16 protein-coding genes, 3 pseudogenes and 1 CRISPR repeat array (1 of these 20 running past the window's edge) are annotated in these 20423 nt (G+C 39.2%); of the genes and pseudogenes, 10 read left to right on the top strand and 9 right to left on the bottom strand.

What is annotated here, in order from left to right; translation table 11 throughout:
* Positions 1 to 409: direct repeats of the CRISPR family, unit length 37 nt; unit sequence GTTGCACCCAGCATAAAAGCTGGGTGAGGATTGAAAC; it reaches 566 nt to the left of the window's first position.
* 14 nt (positions 410 to 423) lie between these two features.
* From NSS60_RS08555 to NSS60_RS08540, 4 genes are all read left to right on the top strand, one after another.
* Positions 424 to 606, top strand: a complete 183-nt coding sequence (locus NSS60_RS08555; protein ID WP_155116428.1) for a hypothetical protein — start codon at positions 424 to 426, stop codon at positions 604 to 606.
* A 132-nt stretch (positions 607 to 738) separates the two neighbouring features.
* On the top strand, positions 739 to 2922 hold the full coding sequence (locus NSS60_RS08550; RefSeq protein ID WP_004890787.1) for a malate synthase G: 2184 nt from the start codon (positions 739 to 741) through the stop codon (positions 2920 to 2922).
* A 59-nt stretch (positions 2923 to 2981) separates the two neighbouring features.
* Entirely contained in the window at positions 2982 to 3746 is a 765-nt protein-coding gene (locus tag NSS60_RS08545) for an IclR family transcriptional regulator (RefSeq protein ID WP_192949634.1), read from the top strand.
* Between the two features lie 66 nt (positions 3747 to 3812).
* Positions 3813 to 5879 (top strand): GDYXXLXY domain-containing protein, encoded by a 2067-nt coding sequence (locus NSS60_RS08540; RefSeq protein ID WP_340720777.1) that lies wholly within the window; start codon positions 3813 to 3815, stop codon positions 5877 to 5879.
* A 36-nt stretch (positions 5880 to 5915) separates the two neighbouring features.
* Here NSS60_RS08540 and NSS60_RS08535 read toward each other — a convergent pair whose 3' ends face one another.
* Positions 5916 to 6680 carry a CAP domain-containing protein gene (locus NSS60_RS08535; protein WP_035018685.1) on the bottom strand — a complete coding sequence of 255 codons (765 nt, stop codon included), beginning with the start codon at positions 6678 to 6680 and terminating at the stop codon, positions 5916 to 5918.
* A gap of 227 nt (positions 6681 to 6907) precedes the next feature.
* Here NSS60_RS08535 and NSS60_RS08530 point away from each other — a divergent pair.
* Positions 6908 to 7348, top strand: a pseudogene (locus NSS60_RS08530) (PTS transporter subunit EIIC); the annotation flags it as partial.
* A gap of 244 nt (positions 7349 to 7592) precedes the next feature.
* Positions 7593 to 7982, top strand: a complete 390-nt coding sequence (locus tag NSS60_RS08525) for an ATP-binding protein (RefSeq protein ID WP_035018683.1) — start codon at positions 7593 to 7595, stop codon at positions 7980 to 7982.
* A gap of 29 nt (positions 7983 to 8011) precedes the next feature.
* On the opposite strand, the gene NSS60_RS08520 is transcribed toward NSS60_RS08525, so the two are convergent.
* Both NSS60_RS08520 and NSS60_RS08515 read right to left on the bottom strand, forming a co-directional pair.
* On the bottom strand, positions 8012 to 8848 hold the full coding sequence (locus NSS60_RS08520) for a response regulator (protein WP_340720956.1): 837 nt from the start codon (positions 8846 to 8848) through the stop codon (positions 8012 to 8014).
* Positions 8849 to 8867: 19 nt separating this feature from the next.
* A complete protein-coding gene (locus NSS60_RS08515) occupies positions 8868 to 10001 on the bottom strand; it encodes an IS4 family transposase (protein WP_064214037.1) in 1134 nt (377 codons plus the stop codon).
* Between the two features lie 477 nt (positions 10002 to 10478).
* On the opposite strand from NSS60_RS08515, the gene NSS60_RS08510 reads away from it, so the two are divergent.
* The 4 genes from NSS60_RS08510 to NSS60_RS08495 all read left to right on the top strand — a co-directional run bounded on the left by NSS60_RS08510 (position 10479) and on the right by NSS60_RS08495 (position 14432).
* Positions 10479 to 11627, top strand: a complete 1149-nt coding sequence (locus NSS60_RS08510; protein WP_064220516.1) for a YcaO-like family protein — start codon at positions 10479 to 10481, stop codon at positions 11625 to 11627.
* A 30-nt stretch (positions 11628 to 11657) separates the two neighbouring features.
* Entirely contained in the window at positions 11658 to 12413 is a 756-nt protein-coding gene (locus NSS60_RS08505; RefSeq protein WP_004890727.1) for a hypothetical protein, read from the top strand.
* A gap of 65 nt (positions 12414 to 12478) precedes the next feature.
* Positions 12479 to 13189 carry an AAA family ATPase gene (locus NSS60_RS08500; protein WP_155116425.1) on the top strand — a complete coding sequence of 237 codons (711 nt, stop codon included), beginning with the start codon at positions 12479 to 12481 and terminating at the stop codon, positions 13187 to 13189.
* 1 nt (position 13190) lies between these two features.
* Positions 13191 to 14432 carry a M16 family metallopeptidase gene (locus NSS60_RS08495; protein ID WP_064214547.1) on the top strand — a complete coding sequence of 414 codons (1242 nt, stop codon included), beginning with the start codon at positions 13191 to 13193 and terminating at the stop codon, positions 14430 to 14432.
* Positions 14433 to 14438: 6 nt separating this feature from the next.
* Here the strand turns inward: NSS60_RS08495 and NSS60_RS08490 are convergent.
* From NSS60_RS08490 to NSS60_RS08465, 6 genes and pseudogenes are all read right to left on the bottom strand, one after another.
* A pseudogene (locus NSS60_RS08490) lies at positions 14439 to 14928 on the bottom strand (IS66 family transposase); the annotation flags it as partial.
* A gap of 389 nt (positions 14929 to 15317) precedes the next feature.
* Positions 15318 to 15560, bottom strand: a pseudogene (locus tag NSS60_RS08485) (iron-containing alcohol dehydrogenase); the annotation flags it as partial.
* Between the two features lie 94 nt (positions 15561 to 15654).
* Positions 15655 to 16697, bottom strand: a protein-coding gene (locus NSS60_RS08480; protein ID WP_269767873.1) for an IS630-like element ISBs2 family transposase whose coding sequence is annotated in 2 segments (ribosomal slippage) — positions 15655 to 16194 and positions 16197 to 16697 — 1041 coding nt in all. Because the reading frame shifts where the segments join, the coding sequence is not laid out codon by codon here.
* A gap of 173 nt (positions 16698 to 16870) precedes the next feature.
* Complete coding sequence (locus tag NSS60_RS08475) at positions 16871 to 17989, bottom strand: NAD(P)/FAD-dependent oxidoreductase (protein ID WP_004890711.1); 1119 nt, start codon at positions 17987 to 17989, stop codon at positions 16871 to 16873.
* A 173-nt stretch (positions 17990 to 18162) separates the two neighbouring features.
* Positions 18163 to 19281, bottom strand: coding sequence for an RNA-guided endonuclease InsQ/TnpB family protein (locus NSS60_RS08470; RefSeq protein ID WP_339170009.1), 1119 nt, complete (start codon positions 19279 to 19281; stop codon positions 18163 to 18165).
* A gap of 138 nt (positions 19282 to 19419) precedes the next feature.
* Positions 19420 to 20409: a sodium-dependent bicarbonate transport family permease gene (locus NSS60_RS08465; protein ID WP_004890710.1), complete on the bottom strand. Its 990-nt coding sequence runs from the start codon at positions 20407 to 20409 to the stop codon at positions 19420 to 19422.
* Between the last annotated feature and the right edge of the window lie 14 nt (positions 20410 to 20423).

Raw genomic sequence — 20423 nt, 5'->3', positions numbered from 1 at the left:
CAAAACAGAAGGTTGCACCCAGCATAAAAGCTGGGTGAGGATTGAAACTCGAAAGTTTAGGGCTTGAGAAAGAAACGATTGATAAGTTGCACCCAGCATAAAAGCTGGGTGAGGATTGAAACTTCTTCGGTCTTAAATTCAGCAAGCTCCTCAATCCACGTTGCACCCAGCATAAAAGCTGGGCGAGGATTGAAACACATTACTCATTACCTCCTGTATCCATTAGATTGTTGCACCCAGCATAAAAGCTGGGTGAGGATTGAAACTACAAGGTAGAACTCAACAAGGAAGTCACCATTGTGTTGCACCCAGCATAAAAGCTGGGTGAGGATTGAAACATAACAAGCCGAGCGCAGCCGATGATATCAAAATGTTGCACCCAGCATAAAAGCTGGGTGAGGATTGAAACTGCAGAAGGAAGTATTGCGTAATAACGTATGTGCTGAAACTGTCGTGCGCATGACGATGTTGATCGTGGAACAATTATCAAATAAGTACATGCAACTGTATAAACATAAACAATATGATCCCATTCGGCAAGGGGATTTGCTTGTACGGGAGTTAGAGGAATATGTGAATATTATAAAATATGGAATTTACAAGTAAAGGCGGGGCTTTTCCCGCCTCATTTATTTGTAAGAAAATTATTGAAATTTTCTGTTTTTATATGATATGATATTCTCAAGGAATTTGAAACTATGTTTCGTAATACGCAACAAAAAAGAAAGGGGAATAATGATGGGGGAATATGTACAAGTTGGACGTTTGCAAGTCGCTAAGTTGTTTTATGAATTTATCGTTGAAGAAGTATTGCCAAATAGCCAAGTAGATAAAGATAAATTTTGGAAAAACTTTGAGCAACTCATTAATGAGTTAACACCAAAAAATAAAGCGTTGCTTGCCAAACGCGATGAGCTGCAAGAAAAAATTCATGAATGGCATAAACAACATCGTTCGCAGTTCAATTTTGAACAATATAAATCGTTTTTACAGGAAATCGGCTATTTAGAGCCGGAAGTCGAGGACTTTGAAATTACGACAGAAAATGTCGATGATGAAATTGCTAAACAGGCAGGACCGCAATTAGTTGTTCCGATTACAAATGCGCGCTATGCACTGAACGCAGCTAACGCTCGTTGGGGAAGTTTGTACGATGCGTTGTATGGAACAGATGTCATTAGTGAAGAAAATGGTGCGGAACGCGGGAAAGGATATAATCCGGTGCGCGGTGAAAAAGTCATCGCTTACGTTCGCACTTTTTTAGATGAAACGGTACCACTTCGCGGATATTCGCATAAAGATGCCGTTCAATATGCTGTCGTAAACGGCGTGTTAACCGTAACGGTAAAAGATGGGCAAGCGACAACGTTACGAGATGAGGAGAAATTTGTCGGGTACCAAGGTTCGCCTGAGCAACCGTCTGCCATTTTGTTAAAAAATAATGGTCTACATATTGAAATACAAGTGGATCGTAACCATCCGATCGGGCAGACTGATCTAGCAGGGATAAAGGACGTTTATGTAGAAGCAGCTTTAACAACAATTATGGATTGTGAAGATTCCGTTGCCGCAGTAGACGCGGAAGATAAAGTACTTGTATATCGCAATTTGCTCGGTTTAGTTCGAGGTGATTTAACGGCGAGCTTCGCGAAAGGAAGCAAAACGGTTACACGCGAGCTAAATCCAGATCGTGTATATACAACGCCAAGTGGAGAAACGTTCACATTGCCAGGACGCTCACTTATGTTTGTACGCAACGTCGGACATTTAATGACAAACAATACAATTTTGCTTGAAAACGGAGAAGAAGTGTATGAAGGTATTTTAGATGCGGTTGTGACGACGTTAATTATGAAACATTCGCTTCTTGGTAATGGAAAATACGTCAATTCAAGAAAAGGTTCGATTTATATTGTAAAGCCAAAAATGCACGGTTCAGAAGAAGTAGCATTTGCGAACGAATTATTTGATCGTGTGGAAGATATGCTCGGTCTTGAACGCAACACGATTAAAATTGGTGTAATGGATGAAGAACGACGGACAACGTTGAATTTAAAAAATTGTATTTATCAAGTAAGAGATAGAATTGTTTTTATTAATACAGGCTTTTTAGATCGCACAGGAGATGAAATTCATACGTCTATGGAAGCGGGTCCGATGATTCGGAAAAACGAAATGAAATCATCAACATGGCTGCAAGGCTATGAAAAATCAAACGTTAGTGTGGGATTGGCGACAGGCTTTCAAGGACGTGCTCAAATTGGTAAAGGAATGTGGGCAATGCCAGATATGATGGCAGAGATGGTGAAGCAAAAAATCGCCCATCTTCAAGCGGGAGCAAATACAGCGTGGGTGCCGTCCCCAACAGCAGCGACGTTACATGCGCTTCATTACCATCAAGTAGATGTATTCGCGGTACAAGACGAATTGAAAAAGGATGTAAAGAACTATCGTGATGATATTTTACAAATTCCTGTCGCTATCAATCCGCAATGGACGCCAGAAGAGATTCAACAAGAGTTAGATAATAATGCACAAGGTATTCTTGGTTATGTCGTTCGTTGGATTGATCAAGGGGTTGGATGTTCTAAGGTACCGGATATTCATAACATCGGTCTCATGGAAGATCGTGCAACGTTGCGTATTTCAAGTCAACATATTGCCAACTGGTTGCACCATGGCATTTGTACGAAAGAACAAGTACTTGAAACGCTAAAGCGAATGGCGAAAGTTGTTGATGAACAAAATGCAGACGACCCAGCATATCGACCAATGTCGACTGATTATGATAACTCAGTTGCTTTCCAAGCAGCATGCGATCTTGTTTTTAAAGGCTATGAGCAGCCAAATGGCTATACGGAGCCGATTTTACATCGTCGTCGTTTAGAAGCAAAAGCAAAATATGCACATGTAAAACAATAGTAAGATGGAGGGCATTCTATACGAGTGCCCTCGTTATTATGTTAAAGGTGGGAAATGTAATGAGGGAAGATTCGTTTGTGAAATCAGTCAGCCGAGCATTGCAAATTGTCGATATGGTAAGCAACTATCGTCATGGCGTAGGGGTAACCGAAATTGCTAAGCAAATTGGCATTCATAAAAGCTCGGTGTATCGGTTATTATCAACGCTTGTTGAGCATGGGTATATCGAACAAGATGAAGAAACAGAGCGTTATAAACTTGGCTATAAATTTTTAGAAATGAGCTCGAAGTTGTTGGAATCGATTGATTTGCGTAAAGAAGCAAAGCCGTATTTACGTGAGTTAGAACAAATGACGAATGAAGTGGTGCATCTTGTCGTGTACGATCAAGGGGAAGTCATTTATATTGAAAAATTGGATGGGAACGAAACATTGCGCATGCATTCGAAAGTCGGAAAGCGGGCTCCAATGCATTGTACGGCTGTTGGTAAAGCAATTTTAGCGCACTTACCAAAGCACGTTGTCATGGACATTTTAGAAAGAAAAGGACTACCGCCACATACAGATTATACGATTACAGAGCGAGAGGTGTTGTTTCGTGAACTTGAATGTGTTCGAAAACGCGGTTATGCGCTCGATTTAGAGGAAAACGAGTACGGCATCCGTTGTATAGCTGTGCCTATTTTTGATCACACAAAGCAAGTTGTTGCAGCAGTCAGCGTTTCTGGGCCGACGATTCGTATGACTGATGAACGACTAGAACAACTTCGCATACAAATGAAAGCGATTGGAAAACAAATTTCTGAGCGGCTCGGGTATCGATGAATAATGTATACGTTTGGCTTCTAGTCATAGTATAATGTTAAAAAGGATGTTTAAGGAGGCCGCTTTATGGCACAACGTGTTGTGAAAACAACCTACTTGCTTGGGCTTTTGTTTCTCGTTTCAGCACTTGTTTATTTTTTTGCTTCGAATTGGCCGGAGCTTGGACGGTTGACGAAAGTCGGGATTGGTGCTGGGTTTATGATTTTGTTTTATAGCCTGAGCGCCACGGTTTTTCGCCATCATTTTTTTAGTAAATGGTTGCTTATTTTTGGAGCGATTACGTTCGGGATTTGTGTTGCATTAATTGGGCAAGTGTATAATTCACACGCTGATAGCTTTTTGTTGTTTTTTATTTGGTTTATTCCTACTGCTATTTTGGCATGGCTTACTCGCGGTCGATTTCTCTCTATATTCAGTTTTGGGTTGCTGCAGCTTACATTTTGGTTTTACTATTTTCCGTCTTCGTATCAAATTGAACGTGGAGAATGGCAGTCGTTTTTTATTTTATTGCTTTTTGCTGTAATAAATGGAATGATTGCACTTCTTGGGCGCTCATCCATCTTGTCTGTTCTATCGTATTTCGCGATGCATAGTTGGTTATTTGTCGTATTTTTTGAAGGGATTTCCACTGATCAGTTTCATTTTTGGTCATACGCATATGCTGTTATTCTTGTGTTGTTTTTAATGTATGTAAAAAAACAACCGTATTTTATATGTACTGTGTTGTTCACAGGTATGTTTTGGATCGTGCAATATTCTCGCTTTGTTGAGCGACATTTTGGGGGTAATTGGTATATATTTGGGTTTGTATTAGCTGCTATCATCGTTTATATAGGCATTTATGTACTTCGCTGGATGAAAAGGCGAAGCAACGGAAAAGTAGAAAAAGTTTCCCTTGTCGCTTTTCAAATCATTGTCACAGGGGTTGCTTCAGTCATTGTGATTGGAAGTATTATGCAGTTATTATCGTTTTGGTTTGATGTGTTTTCTCCCTATTGGTTGTTTAGTATATCTGTTTTTTTATTTGTTGTTCCTGGGCTGTTATGGAAAAGATGGAACGATGTTGTTCGTTACACGTTGCTTGCGATTGGATATATGCTCGGTGCGTTTAGCGTTAGCGTAACAGAGATTTCCTTTATCGTAATTAGTGTATATATCGCTGGATTATTTATTGTTTCATGGCGTATGCCAGCAGGTGTGCGAACGATGACGAATATCGCTGTTTCGCTTTATGCTGCTATGATGATGCTTGATGAATGGAGCGACATTCGTTTCATGTTATTTGCTGTATTTGTTTTTTACGGCATTATTTATTGGGTTACAAAACATACGTATGAGCGACTCGTGTTCCTCATTTTTTCATTCACTTCGTTTCTGTTATTGACGAGTGCTGATTCAGTTGAGATGGATTGGATGTATGTTGTATGGAACGTACTGTTTCTTTGCTTTGTTGCCTTTGTTCTCTTCTTCCGTACAAATGAAAAGGAACAATCGATTGCTTGGTTGTATACTTTTTTGTTTTTGATTCTAAAGTATTATGAGTGGGTTTGGAGTTTATTGCATAAATCTATGGCGTTAGCGATTGTTGGGGTATGTTTATTGATCGTTGCTTCGATCGTACAAAAAAGAAAAGCGATTTCGTTTTCCGTCCGTGAACAAAAATGGTTACTCCTTTTGGTCGTCATCACCTTACAAGTTGTATTTATCGCGTATGTGACATTTGATAAGGAACGACATATTCGGCATGGTGAGCAAATCAAACTGCAGCTTGAGCCCATCGATCCACGTTCACTTATTCAAGGAGATTATGTTCGTCTTCAATACGATATTTCAACGATTGAAAGGATTGATGAATGGGGCAAGGTTCAAGTCATTTTACGAAAAGATGATACGGGGGTTCATCGATTTGTCGGTATTTATTCGGTTAATGGAAAGAAGCGCAATCCGCATTTGTACCGCGAGAGCGATGTGTTAGTGAATGGGAATATATATGGAAACACGATCATTTACGGAATTGAAACGTACTTCGTTCCGGAGAAGACAGGATTAGATATACAGCAACGTGCTCGCTTTGCGTATGTACGCGTCAGTCAATCAGGCGATGCGTTGTTAGAGAAAATTGTTGAGCAGTGAGAAGACCCGCCGCCTCACACCGAGACGGCGAGTTTCTTATTTCCCAACAAACATTTGTGTCCAATAATTTCCGTTTCCATCGAATCCGACACCGATATGCGTAAAGTTACGATTTAAAATGTTCGCTCGGTGTCCTGCGCTATTCATCCACGCATGGACAACCTCCTCTGGGGTCCGTTGCCCTTTGGCGATATTTTCTCCCGCCGTGCGATAAGAAACGCCAAAATCGCGCATCATATCGAAAGGAGAGCCGTACGTTGGGCTCGTATGTGAGAAATAATTGTTTTTACGCATATCTTCCGATTTTTTTTGTGCAACAAAACTAAGCTGCGCATCAGCACGTAATGCTGGCAGTCCTGCGCGCGCTCGTTCTCTATTTGTTAAATCAATAACTCGTTGGGCATATTGACTAATTCCAGTTGTTGGTGTCGTTCGTCTTGTTTGTTGCTGCGTCGGTTGTTGTGTTTGTCTGTTTGGCTGTGTCGGTTTCACTTGATTTGGACGTTGATACACATTTGGTGCTTGTGTATAAGGTCTTGGTTGCATATACATTCTTTGCTGTTCCATCAACGATCGTTCAATTTGTGTGTGCAGATTGGCTGCGTCTTTCGGATCGATTGGAACAAATTTATAACGAGCTTCTTGAATCAATATCGCTTTTGTATGAGGATATTGATCGCTCGATAGCGTTGTATGCAAAGCAGAAATGTTTGAACGATTGTTCATATCCATTGCGTTGTTACAGCCAACAATGGCAAGTAAACTTAAGGCGGCAATAGATTTTGTCAACTTTGCTATCATTTGCTCATCCCTCCTTGGCATATTTCACCGTCATGCACCGTTAGTTTTTACAATGATGAGGCAAACTAAAGATGGAAATGGTTGAGAAATGTTTTTTCCTCTTTTTGTTTTTTAAAAATGACAAGATTGTGACAGACAAAATGATATTTACTTTACATTGAACGTGACATGTAAGCGCTTTAATATTAAGCTATAGCAAGACCAAATAAAAAAGAGGAGGAGAAAACATGGAAAATCAAACAGGTTTTCGTGTAAATGTGCAACGTTTTGGCAGTTATTTAAGCGGAATAATTATGCCAAACATTGGGGCATTTATTGCGTGGGGAATTATTACTGCATTATTTATCCCAACAGGTTGGTTGCCAAATGAAACATTCGCTAAATTAGTTGGACCGATGATTACGTATTTATTGCCATTATTAATCGGTTATACAGGCGGAAAAATGATTTATGACGTTCGCGGTGGTGTTGTCGGTGCAACCGCAACGATGGGGGTTATTGTCGGTTCAGACATTCCGATGTTTTTAGGGGCAATGATTATGGGTCCGCTTGGCGGATATGCAATCAAACAGTTTGACAAGCTATTCCACGGAAAAGCCAAACAAGGTTTTGAAATGTTAGTGAACAACTTTTCAGCAGGTATTATTGGCGGATTGCTCACATTTGTTTAAAATACATGGAGATGTCAAGTAACAAACGAGAACCGGCTAGTGTACAAAGAAAAAGACATACTAGTGCTTTGATCGATTTTTAGGAAGCATGAACATCTTCTTCACTCCTTTATCTTTTTTTTATTATATCTCATCAATGGCTTTTTAGGGATAAACGATCATAAAAAACCCTTGTTGCTTATTGTCGTTGTTTTCCATAGAATGATAGAGTCAAACTATTACAGATAGGTGAATACATTTCATGAAACGATTATTTGCACTATATGTGACGCTCATTTCTTTGTTTGGGTGTGCATTATTTCTATACGTATGGCCATTTTCTAGTGTGCATGTGAAAGAGCAGTGGTTGTTGTTATTGTTGTTTGCTAGCTCGGCAGTTTTGTTAAGTAGGTATGTGATATATTTACCACCTAATGGGAATGCTTTCACTTTAGAGTCTTCCGTTTACCTGTCTCTACTTTTTATTTATAGTTTGCATTTTATGACAACGAAACCGTTAGGGACAGGCTTAGGGTTAACGATTGTCAAACGAATTATTGAAAACCATGGCGGAACGATTGCGCTTCATGACAGTTTGGAGAAAGGAACGACGTTTGTCATCAGCTTGCCGATTGGGCGAAAAGAAGAATAGAAAAAGGTGTCCGTTACGGGCACCTTTTTCTATCCATTTTTTATCTCCATATAAAAAGCGGTTAAAAATTTTTTTACGTTAATGCGACATTTTGTTGCTTTTTCCCCAGCTTCTAACTCTTGCATGCGCAGGCGAATTTCTTCAAAGTCAAACAAGCGTGGAGCGAAATGTTCAAATGTCGGGTTTGTGTAGTCAGCTAATCCGAGCGATGATAAATGTGTAAACGCTTGTAACACCATGCGGCGAATGCGTTGTTCCATGGCACGTATTTCTTTTTGAACTAATGGTTCCTCTTTATATACCCGCTGCAATGTTTGGGCATATAGCTCTTTTAATGGTGGCAAGTCATGAATGGATCTCCCTTGCTGTTCTTGCTCAAAAAGCCAACGTATAATAGCTAATAAGTCGGCTGTTCCTGCTTCGCCAGCGATGCCTAAAACGAGAAGAAGCTGTCGGGCTTTTTGTTCGAGCGTTGGTTCATGATTGGTGGCTGTTGGTTGCTTTGTATTTTCTAACGTTTGCACGAGACGACGAATCGAGTCAAGCGATGAAGCAACAGAAAGGTAATCGGCGACCCGTTTTAAAACGGAGACGACTTCGTAACGATTAATCGGTTTATGAATGTATGTATCGATGCCGTGAAGATACGCTTGGCCAATCATTTCTTTATTTTCTACTTGAGAAATCATAACAAATGGACCGGTAAACCCTTGAGCACGCAACTTTTTGATCGTTTGAATGCCGTCAAGCCCTGGCATAAGCAAATCGATCAGCACAACGTCAACACCATATAGCTGATCGATCGATACGTGCAGCCCGTCTTCGGCTTGTCCAACGACTTCCCCAAGCCCGCTTTCATGAATGATTTTTTCTCACGGCTGTTGATTATCCAAAATTAGGCATACTCCTCCCATATATTCGGGCATACTCAAATAAGACAGCTGCCATCTCGGATTTCCATTCGAGAGGAAGTTGCCCAGAGAAAAAACGACGGACAAACGAAAGAAAGGTAAGGGACGAGGTTGTCCGTTTTTCCGTTCGATGATATAGCCATCTCAGTAACACATAAGCGATAAATGCCGCAAAAAGTTGGTTGTATACCGCATGCTCGTTGTTGCCAAATAAGGTCGGAACGTTTAGATATTGCTTGATCCATCGGAAAAACACTTCCACTGTCCAACGTTCTTGATACATCTCGGCAATCTTTTCCGCCGATGCCTCTAAGACGTTCGTGACCACACGGATTTCATGCCCGTTCGCATCCTGAAAGATCACGACGCGATGGCGCTTTTTGGAACGACATTGTTTCGTTCCTAACTGGCAAGTAAAATCCGCCACAATAGAAGAAGAGGAGGAAGAAAGGCGCTTTAGGCTCTTTTTTTGATGGATCTCGACATTGTCTTTCATCCGAATCACAAACGGTTGCTTCTGTTCGACAAACCGATCGAGGCGTTCAATTTTAAAGTACGCTCGATCTTCGACAAGAACCGTTTGTACGTCTGTGAGCCGCTCTCCCACCGGTCCATCGTGGCGCAACCCTACGGTTTCTACGATGTCGCTCGGCATTTGTTGCTCAGGGGAATACGCGACGTGCATTTTCACTCCGGATCGTTCCCCATGATAGGGTGCCCATGTCAGGCGGTTTTTCCCCACGGTGACGGTCGTGGAGTCTACTATACGCAATGCTTTTGGAAAGCGAAGCGAACGGCGGGTTTGGCGATTGCACTTAGAAACAACCAAAGCAAATAAGCGCTTCATCACCTCGTACGGAACTTCTTTCGCTTTCTTAGAAACCGTCGAGTAATGAAACGTCGGCAATCCGTACATTTTCGCCACATCGGCACCATGACGGAAACTTTTCCATTCGTGAAGTGCCGCCAGCAGAAAAAAATCAACCAACGTGCGCACCGTAAACGTCCGCGAAGTGTCATGGTAGCCAACGGCTTCGGTAATCGACTGGAGATCTTCATCAGAAACAATTTTTTGCATCAAATTTGGGAGTGTGGTATGCTTGTGCATAGAGAGCACCTCCTAGGTTTGTTTGTGTTGTTACTTACATTCTACAGGAAAGGTGCTCTTTTTTCTATGTTTTTTATGGATATTATTGGTTAATCAACACGCCTGTAATTATATATTAAATACAAATTATTTAGGAAAAGATAGTTCTGCACAAGTAAAGAGTGATATTCAGTTGGAATATCTTTTAGAAATGGATGCCTTACCTTATTATATTTCTTCAGACAGAACATATTCAGATGGGGATATTAGAGATTGTTTTCCAAAATGGTTAACCAATCTACATATTATTATGCTACAAAATGAGCTTTATCCATTATTAAAGTGCGTAAAGGTTTTTTCATTAGATCTATATAATCATGTCCCTATTAAACAATATTTAAAAGTGAATCAAAAAATTAATGTGGAAACTGTTAAGATATCGAAAGATGTCTTGTGTAAAATTCCTGATTGCATTTTTGTGTGAGGTGATTTATGTAAATGTATATATTTAATCAAAAAGGTTCACCTTTTATATTGAAGGAAGCCGGTGTATATCGTTCATTGTTTCAAAATGCACCCAAAAAAGTATTTATCCGTCCCTCTCTTTTAGAAGGGGCTCATGGGGGAGCGACTCATTTTGAAATTTCTCGAGTAATCAAAGCTGCCTTAGGTGAACATATTGAGCGTACTTCTTTATATTTGAATTTAGGGAATTTTAAACAAAAAACTGTACACGCTTTAAACTTAGTAACATTAAAAACAATCGAAATCCCATTAAAAAGAGTTTTGCTTTGTTATAATGCTAAAGTTTTTGATGGAGATCTAGAGGAAGGAATCGATTATAACGATTCATGTGGTGTTGCATCACATGTTAGTTCTTTTCGCGCAGTAAATAATGCATTTTTAGAGTTTTTTGAAAGACAGTGCTTTGTACATAACTGGCTTACACAGTCTTCAGGTAGAGAAATTAGGCAAGAAACAATAACTAGTGAATTGCTAAAGGAATTAATATATAAGGCAAAGCAGTTTGTAGACGATGTTTTCTTTTTTGACATTTCTTTACATAACAACTTGTATGTTATTCTCACATTAGGCTTTGGTAAACAGTATATGGCAATAGGATTAAGTAGCCATTGGAATTTGGAAGAAGCTATGTGTAAATCATTAGAAGAATGGTTTCAGTTTTTTGGTGGTAAGGTGAGTAAATACTATCTTTACGAAAAAAATAATATAGATTACAAAATGGCACATAGAGAATACAAGAGCAATTCTAACTATGTTCATTATGATCCTTGTTACTATTCTAACTACTTTTTTAGCACTTTCACACCTAGTAAGTTAAAGGAGAGCTTTGGTTACTTATTTGAACGTTCCATATCTATTGATTATAGAGAGCAAAGTAACCATCGAAGTGTTTCTTTTACAAACTGTATAAAAGAGATTTCAGAGGATTTACAATTAGATATTTTATGTGTATTTATTCCTTGCGTTTTAGAGAATGTTCCAGCAAAAATAGTTAAGGTTCTTTCTGAGAATGGTTATCCTCATATGCTAACGCAGTGGCTTAACCCACGGGATTACGTGTTTAGTAGGGTATTTAACCAAAAGGAGTTTCCAAACGAAGGCAAGCCCATTCCGTTTCCATGATAACTGATAAGAGAGGGAAGAGACGATTGTATGTTAAGAAGAACATGGGAATTTTTCGTTTTGTTCAATAAAGAGGTTTTTTATAATAAGATTGCGTTTTTTTGGACACTTATTATTCCAATCATTTTTATTGTTTTTAATAATCTTGATTGGTTCTTAAAATACCCAGATTATAGTACTTTTCGACATAATATATCCTTTTATTGGTGCTACATGATTTTGATTACTGCCATAAATGGAGTCGGAGTAAGTATTTTAATTCTTCGGGATAATGGGTTTTTAAAGATGTTTAAGTTTATTGCGCGAACCAAAACTCCTATCATTGTGGGAAGAATTTGTTCACAGTGGCTTTTCACAGTTGTTAATATTGTCATTTTTACTGTTGTGAGCTCACTGCTATTCCGCCAACCGATTTTCCCATTATTAAGTGCTATCATGGTTATTGCTTTCATAGCGCTATTACCTGTTTTTCTTTCTTTTTTATGGATCGGTTCTCTGCCATATCGTCAGGAATCAGTTTCTCCTATATTTACAATTTTAGTGTTTATACTTATATATTTGACGAAATTTTCTTTAAAGGAAGGTAATATGTTTGTATTAGAATGGCTTAATCCAGCAGTGTTTATTTTGTATTTGTCTAAACTAGTTTGGACTTTTGAACACAATTGGAATGGAGAATTAATTTATCAATTACTACTAACGATTTTAGTTTATGTTTTTATAGGAGTCATATCCTATCGCAGAATTAATGTTATTCCAAAAATAGGAATAAATGAGAGAGAATAATTCTATTTTAAATGCTCTATTCCGAAAAAAGGTAATAAAAAATGATTTTTGAGGGAGGAGAAACTGTGAAAGTAAACTCTTTGACATATTATTATAAAGATCAGGTGAAACCAGTATTAGATAAATTATGTATAGAGTTTGAAACTGGAAAATTAAACGTTATTATTGGGCCAAATGGTGCGGGTAAAACTACATTATTGGATATTATATCTGGGGTTATATCTACAAATCAGTTTAAAAGCCCTTTTTCTGAAAAAGATATAGTATACCAATTACAGGGGATTCCTCTTCCCGCAGCAATGAAGGGAAAAGACGTTATTCGCGTAATCTTTAACTGTGATAGTGAATTTCCTTTTATAGAAAGAATAAAATTATTTGAACAATCTTTGAATTCGAGAGAAAGAGAATTGTTCAATAAATTATGGGATCGAAAAATTGGACATATGTCTGTTGGTGAGAGAAGATGGCTACTTATTCGTTCTATATGTCAACTTGAACGGGAATTGTATATTTTCGATGAACCAACGTCCGGAATTGATCCAGACGCAAGACTTTTTATTCTTGAGAGTATCGACAATTTGGTTAAAAAAGGGAAATTAGTAGTGATGACAACTCATATTTTATATGAATTGGAATATATAGATTGTAAATTATATTTTTTGCATAGAGGGAATATTTTATATGCAGGAGACTATATATCGTTTTTAAATAAATATAATACCCAAAATCCTGATGTCGCCTTCCAATTATTTCTGAATGGGGATGGAGATGCATAATATGAAAAAGTTATGCTTGTCTAACGGTCTACGTTTAATTATTGATCAAGTTCCAAATAGCCGATCGATTTCTATAGGTGTTATGATTCGCGTAGGCACAAAACATGAAACAAAGAAAACAAATGGAATAGCACATTTTATTGAACATCTTTTATTTAAAAATCGCATCGGTTCTGATAATTTGTACGGAAATATCTATATTGAGGAGTTAGGGGGGAAAATTAATGCATTTACGGGGAAAGAGTTTACATGTTTTTACATGCATATTTTAAATGAATATCTAAACGAAGCTTTATGCATATTAAGAGATATGGTTTTTTCTTTTTCGATTTCTAATTTTGATTTTGAAAATGAAAAAAGAGTAGTGATCCAGGAGATATATCAGTATCAAGATAATACATTAGAAAAAGTCAAGATAGCATCTCTAGCGCATGCTTTAGGTGAAAGTTCTTATGCATTTGATATTTTAGGCACAGTATCTAATATAGAGTCGTTTACGTTAACTGAAGTGTATGAGTTTTATCGGAAATTTTATTTATCAAATAATACTGTTGTTTCGATTTCAGGAGATGTAAAAGAGGACATGTTACATGATATAGTGAAAATATTAGAAAATATCGGTTTCGGAAAGACAGTAGACAAGAAAACACAACCTATAATGTTTAATGGAGGTATTAATTACATTCCTATCCACAGTCAAGAATACCAGTCTCACATGTGTATATTGTTTCCTGCTATTTCATCTGATGTTCCTATGCGTGAGTATTATACTTATTATATCATGAGCCATCTTTTTGGAGTAGGAAGAAATTCTCGATTAAACAAGGTGTTACGTGAAGAAAGAGGGCTAGTCTATAATATCCAGTCTCATCCAATAGTGTTTGAAGAGGTAGGATTGTTTCGAATCTTAGCTTCAACGGGCAAAGAAAATTTGTGGGATGTGCATAGTGCAATTATGGAAGTTATTGAAAGTGTCAAAGAAGTAGGGATTACACTAGATGAATTTAATCGTTCTAAAAGAGTTCTTAAGAGCGAAATAATATTCTTAACTGAGAATACGATACAAAGGATGTTTTTCTTTGGCCAGGAGGAGCTTTTAGGTATACATAAATCTTCTGATGTTGATAAAATTTTGGAAACTATTGATGCTATTGATGTATGGGAAGTAGAAAATACATTAAAGGGTATATTTGACGATATTTACTCTTTAACTGTAACTATTCCCCCCAGTGCTAGTGTGTAAAGTAGCCTAGCACATATAGGATGATTCTGTCATAGAAAATGCCCTACGTAGTGTGGAAAGAACACGATCTATTGTTTTATCCGACAATAGAAGGAGCCAGTTCTACCCGTTTTTCCGTGCTTGTTGAGTGTAGAAATGATGCTTTTTGCGATACAAAACAACTGGGCGAACGAACATTCCTGAGATGTTCTATTTAACTTTGAACATACAAAGATCTCGTTCGTCTTGGTTGTTGTCAAAGGGAACGTGGGTTTCACTCAAAAAAGCGCAACGCTTTTTCCTTTCGATTTTGAAGTCTCTGAATCAATGAGAGCACTTTTTTCGACAACGGCGTCATCCCTTCCAACTGATGTTTGGCTTTCGCGAGTATGCGATCATACATGCGATTCCAACGTTTTGTTTCTTTTCCAAGCAGAAAGCCACCATATTATTCGACCACTTGTTTAGCGTCTAATAGAAACGCAGGTACATGTTTCGCCTGTGTATGCTCTTGTTCACCGGAAAATATTTCAACTTACTCTATAATGTGGCTGATTATTTATCTATTCGTTGTGTATAATCTAAAATAACATTAGAGATTCCATCCCACGGCATTCATCGTTTCCTTTCTCTTGGGAGGTACTGCATTTTCTGTAATCACCAGATTGAATGACAAGGGTTATTTTCTCTTGATTGAATCGTTCTAGACCGATTCGTACGACGACCTCTGCTGACTTCTGATGTTCAGCTACTTTAGGTTATGAAGCGTACTTCGCGTATCCATCAGACCTCCCCGAGTAAGCGTGCCATCTTCCCTTCCATCTATCTGCTTCATTCCCTCTGTATCACCTTTAGCAGAAAAGCTTTTGTTTAGCAAACTCATTCAATGATATCTAGCCTTATTATGAAGAACGCCGTAATATTCGACATTAAATCACCGATGCCTGCCAAAATAAATCGTTCAGGAGCTTGCTGAATGATATGTAAATCAGCTAAAATGCCGAACGGTACTTTGGCGGGAACGGTTGTTTTTCTACCATGAACAAGTAACGAGCAGTTTGTGCTTGCAAAACCGTCATTTGACGCAGATGTTGGTATGCTAAGAAACGGCACTTGTCGTAAAAACGCCATATACTTGCCGCAGTCGATATCTTTTATTTTTCCAGCACGCCATTGTTCGAATAATCGTTTCCCTTCAGGAAAATATTTTTCAATAACAATCCATATAAGTTGAATTAAAGATTTACAACTGAACACACAAACGATCGATCGTTTGTTCTGGTTTCTGGTTGATTCGCTGAATAAAGGCTTGGACATTCTTGCTAATTTCTTGCACACCCGAATAGAACACGTTGTAAATCACGTCTGATTTCAGCCATTTCCATAGCCCTTCAATCAAGTTCAATTGCGGACTGTATGGTGGCAAAAAGACGAGCTCTAACCGATCTTCGTGTTCTTTTAAAAATGGCTGAATGAGTTTGGCATGGTGAATTCGAGCGTTATCTAAAATCATCACTATTTTGCCTGTGGGATAGCGTTCTAACACAAGTTGAAGAAATCGAAGAAATGTTTCCGCGTCATAGCGTTCTTCTTCGATGCAAAACACTTCCCCTGTTTCGTAGTTCAACGTGCCAATCAGCTTCAGCCCTTGATGTTTTCCAAACGTCGGAATGATTCGTTGTTTTCCTTTGACAAACCATGTTTTTTGAATCGCTTGGTAATCACGAATCATCGACTCATCTTGAAAGAGGACATGGGCGATGTTCCCATCTACCAGTTTTTTTTTACTTCAGGGAAGGTGATTTCGACGAATTCTTTTTGTTTCTCTTCATCGGCATTGGCTAGTGTATAGGTCGGTTTCGTATAGCTTAGCCCTAACCGATGCAGAATGTCACTTGTTCCGCGAAGCGTGTATGTTGGCCCCCACTTTTGTTGAATGAGTTCAGCGATTATCGCAAGCGTCCAATTATATTTTGCTTCGAATCCCACATCTACGGGGAGCTGATGTTCAATGATCAAAGCCAGCTCTTTTTCCTGCTCAGGGGTCAATCGACGTGGGGCGCCAGGTGAGTATTTCATCTCCAGTCCATCAAGACCGCGCTGAGCGTAGGCATGAATATAGTTATAAATAGTTTTCTTGGATCGACCAATAATCGTTGCGATTTCTTCTTTTGCGTACCCCTGCAAATGAAGATAAATCGCTTGGTAGCGTTCATATGCTCGTTTACTTTTTGCTTCTTTCATGGCAGTGGACAACTTTTCGATCTCGTCTTTGTGATTCGGCATCGTATCTTCTTTCCGTTCCCCTATTTTCTTTTTTTATTATTCACCGTGGAACGGGAGAAAACCTTTATTTCAATTTATACAGTAAAAGTCTTTATGCGAAATCGTCCCGTCAAAATCAGAAACAAACGCCCATTTGTTCATGAGATAACCTCCGTTTTTTGTATATGCATTCATCAAAGAAATTGAATCGCTTGGGCAACATCGTAGTCGCTTTGTTGTAATGTGGTAGATTGCCCAAGAATCATTTTCGCAAGCTCTGCTCCAACATACGGTCCTGCAGTCAAGCCGGATGCGCCAAGCCCATTCGCCACGTAAAGGCCTTCGATTTGTGGTACTGAACCAAATATAGGTAAAAAGTTCGGTGCATGGGGACGGAAGCCAACACGTGTTTCCACATGGGTCCAATCCGCTAAGTGAGGGGCAATAGTTAATGCTTTATGTAACACTTCGTATAATCCACCAGCAGTCACACGACAGTCGATATCGACACCGTCTTCATGTGTAGCTCCAACAACCATTTTTCCTTTTGGAAAGGCGAGTAAATATTGATTGTTTGGTGGCATGACGACAGGCCAATGATCGGTATGTTGTTCGGGATGTTGTAGATGGACAATTTGTGCTCGCTGCGGTGTGATGAGAAAATGAATGCCGAGCGGCAAAAGCAATGATTTCGCCCAAACACCTGCTGTGACAACGACCGCATCTGCTTCAAAACGTTCATTCCCAACTGTTGCGCCAATGACCCGTCCATTTTTATGCAAAAGGGTCGCGCTTCCTTTTACATATGTTGTTCCTAGTTGAATGGCAGCATGAATAAGAGCACGTCTTAATGCACGCCCATCCACTCGGGCAGCACCGCTTACATATATCGCCTCGTACCCATCGCTTAATACGGGAAAGCGCGTTATGACTTCCTCCGAAGACAAACGCGTAACCTCTCCGATTTCAGGGGCCTCTTCACGTCGTTTGTACACGCGTTCTTCCATACTTTGCAACTTGTCGGAATCATAATGTAAACAAATGACCCCGACACGTTTGTATCCTGTTTGATGACCGTACGCTTGCAATTGTTCAATGAGATAAGGGTAAAATGCTGCTCCTCCTTTTGCAAGGGCATACCATTTTTTGTTTCTGCGTTGCGATGTCCATGGACAAATTATTCCCGCCGCAGCATCAGTTGCTCGCCCTTGATCTTCACGGTCGATTAAAATGACGTTTGCTTTTTCTTTTGCTAAGTGAAAAGCAACAGAGGAGCCAACAATTCCACCGCCAATGACGATATAACGATTCATCGTTTACACCTTTCCTTTTCGTGATACTGTATCATTACGATAACATAGGACGTCAACTACCCAACGACTAAAGCCGTGGGCTTGCAACTCCCCAGAAGTGCAAGCGGATGTTATCCTCCTTCCTTCACTTGGGGTTGCATCAGGGCAGGTTGACAACTACCCAACGACGCAGGTCATGCCTGTGTCGTTCCTTCAACGATGTACTCGATTCCTTTTCGTTGAAGGTTCATCGCACCAACTCGGTCATCGTTTGAGGTATATCCGCATGTTCGACAACAAAACGTGTGCGTTTTCTTATTTCGGTTTGCTTTCTCTGTATGTCCGCATTTTGGACATGTTTGGGATGTGTATGTTGGGTCTACCACAATCACTTTGGCTCGGTGTTTGTGTGCTTTGTACTCGATTTTTTGTCTTAAATCATAAAACGCCCAAGATACCATTTCATACCGATGGTTAACGGACACTTTTTCTGTTCTTTGGCGAACACCTGTTAAATCCTCTAACACAAACAGCGTGTTCTTACCATAACGCTCAACGAGTGCCTTACTGATGCAATGGTTGACATCTTGCATCCAACGGTTTTCTCGTTGACCGATTTTCTTTAATCTTCTACGAGCAGACGGAGTTTGCTTTTTTTGTAGTTGTCTGCGGAGTTGTTTATACTTTGCTCGTTTGTGTTTGATGTGTCTACCTTTGAAAAATAACGTCTGTCCGTTTGAATCATAAACAGTCGCAAGAAAATTTACACCCATATCTACGCCAACCACTTGGCAAATGTGATGAAGGTTTGCTTCTTCCATTTCTTTGGATACAGGGATATGGAGAAACCACTTTTGATGTTTATTCACTAACTTTGCTGTTCCAAACGTCCATGTTCCGTCGAAATACGTTTCAAGTTCTTTCGTTTGAAAAGGAACTTTGATTCGTCCTTCTAACGTATTGATGGAAAACAACCCTTTGGTTAGGCTGTAATCTCGATTAAAAACGAGGTCTATTTGCGGTTTTTTAAACGCAATCTGACAACGCTTATGTCCATTGGTTTGGTTGGTTTTATATTTTGCAATCACCGTTTTTAACACAGACTGCGCCATTTGAGATTTTAAGCCAAATGTAGAGCGAAGTTTGCGGTACGTCATCTTGTGAAGTTTGGCTTGCACAAGGGTGTTTTCTTTGTATATCACTTCCGACACCGCATTGCACGCATCACGATATGCTTGCATCGTTTTTTGAAGAAGTTGTTCTTGTTCAGATGTCGGTAAAATTTTAATTTTTGCTGTTAAAGTCAATTTCATGTCCTCACCACCTTTCACTAATTTTATTTTATATTTTTTTAGCGAAAAATAAATAAAAAACGCATTCCTCCCCATGCTTGAAAGCAGGGGTTTCCTGCGTGATTAATCATGAAAAAAGCAAGGGTCTTCCCTTGCCTTTTAATAAAACCATTTTGCCATTTCATAATATAATGGCATGCCGATTGTTAAGTTAAATGGGAAGGTGAGCCCGAGCGCCATGCCGAGATAAATAGCAGGGTTTGCTTCTGGAACGGATGCACGCATCGCAGCTGGAGCTGCAATGTATGAGGCGCTAGCGGCAAGTACGCTAAGTAAAATCGTTCCTCCAAAAGATAGACCAGAATAATAGCCGATCACAACGCCTAAAAAGCCATATACAGGGGGGAGAAGAATGCCTAAGGCAAGCAATTTGAGCCCGTATTTGCGCACGGCCGCAAGTTGATTTCCGGCTGTTAACCCCATTCCGAGTAAAAAGAGAACAAGAATGCTCGGATATAAATCAATAAATAAAGGTTTTACAATGGTAAGAGCTCGATCTCCACCAATGAGCCCGACGAGAAGGCTGCCGACCATTAAAAAGACGCTTTTTCCAAATAACCCTTCTTTAATGATTGGTCCATACACAGATGTAGCAGAGAAGCGATATACCATTTCTTGTTTATGTGAACGACTTTCTAACAATTTCAATATGACAAGCGATACAATAATCGCAGGACTTTCTAATAAGACGACAAATGCGTTCATATAGCTTTCGTAAGGGATGTTTGCTTGTTCGACAAAAGCAAGTGCAGCACCAAATGTAACGATACTAACCGATCCGTACGTCGCTGCAATACCGGTAGCATTATTCCGATCAATGCCAAGACGACGACAAACAGCAAACGTAATAATTGGGATGATGATACCAAGTAATAATGTTCCAACTAGTGGACGAATAAGCTCACTAAAAGAATGTTCCGCAAGTTCAATGCCACCTTTCATACCGATGGCGATTAATAAATAAATGCTTAACGATTCATTTAATCCTGTTGGTAATTTTAAATCCGATTTGACGAGAGCAGCAATAATGCCAAGAAGAAAAAATAAGATGGCTGGTGACGTTAAATTGTTGATAATCATTTCTTGCATAACGTTCCTCTCCT

The organism is Anoxybacillus sp. FSL W8-0382, assembly GCF_038003845.1.
In the GTDB taxonomy this organism is placed as follows: domain Bacteria; phylum Bacillota; class Bacilli; order Bacillales; family Anoxybacillaceae; genus Anoxybacillus; species Anoxybacillus flavithermus_G.
Note: the sequence above shows the minus strand (reverse complement) of the source record. Positions and strands in the feature narration are given on the sequence as shown.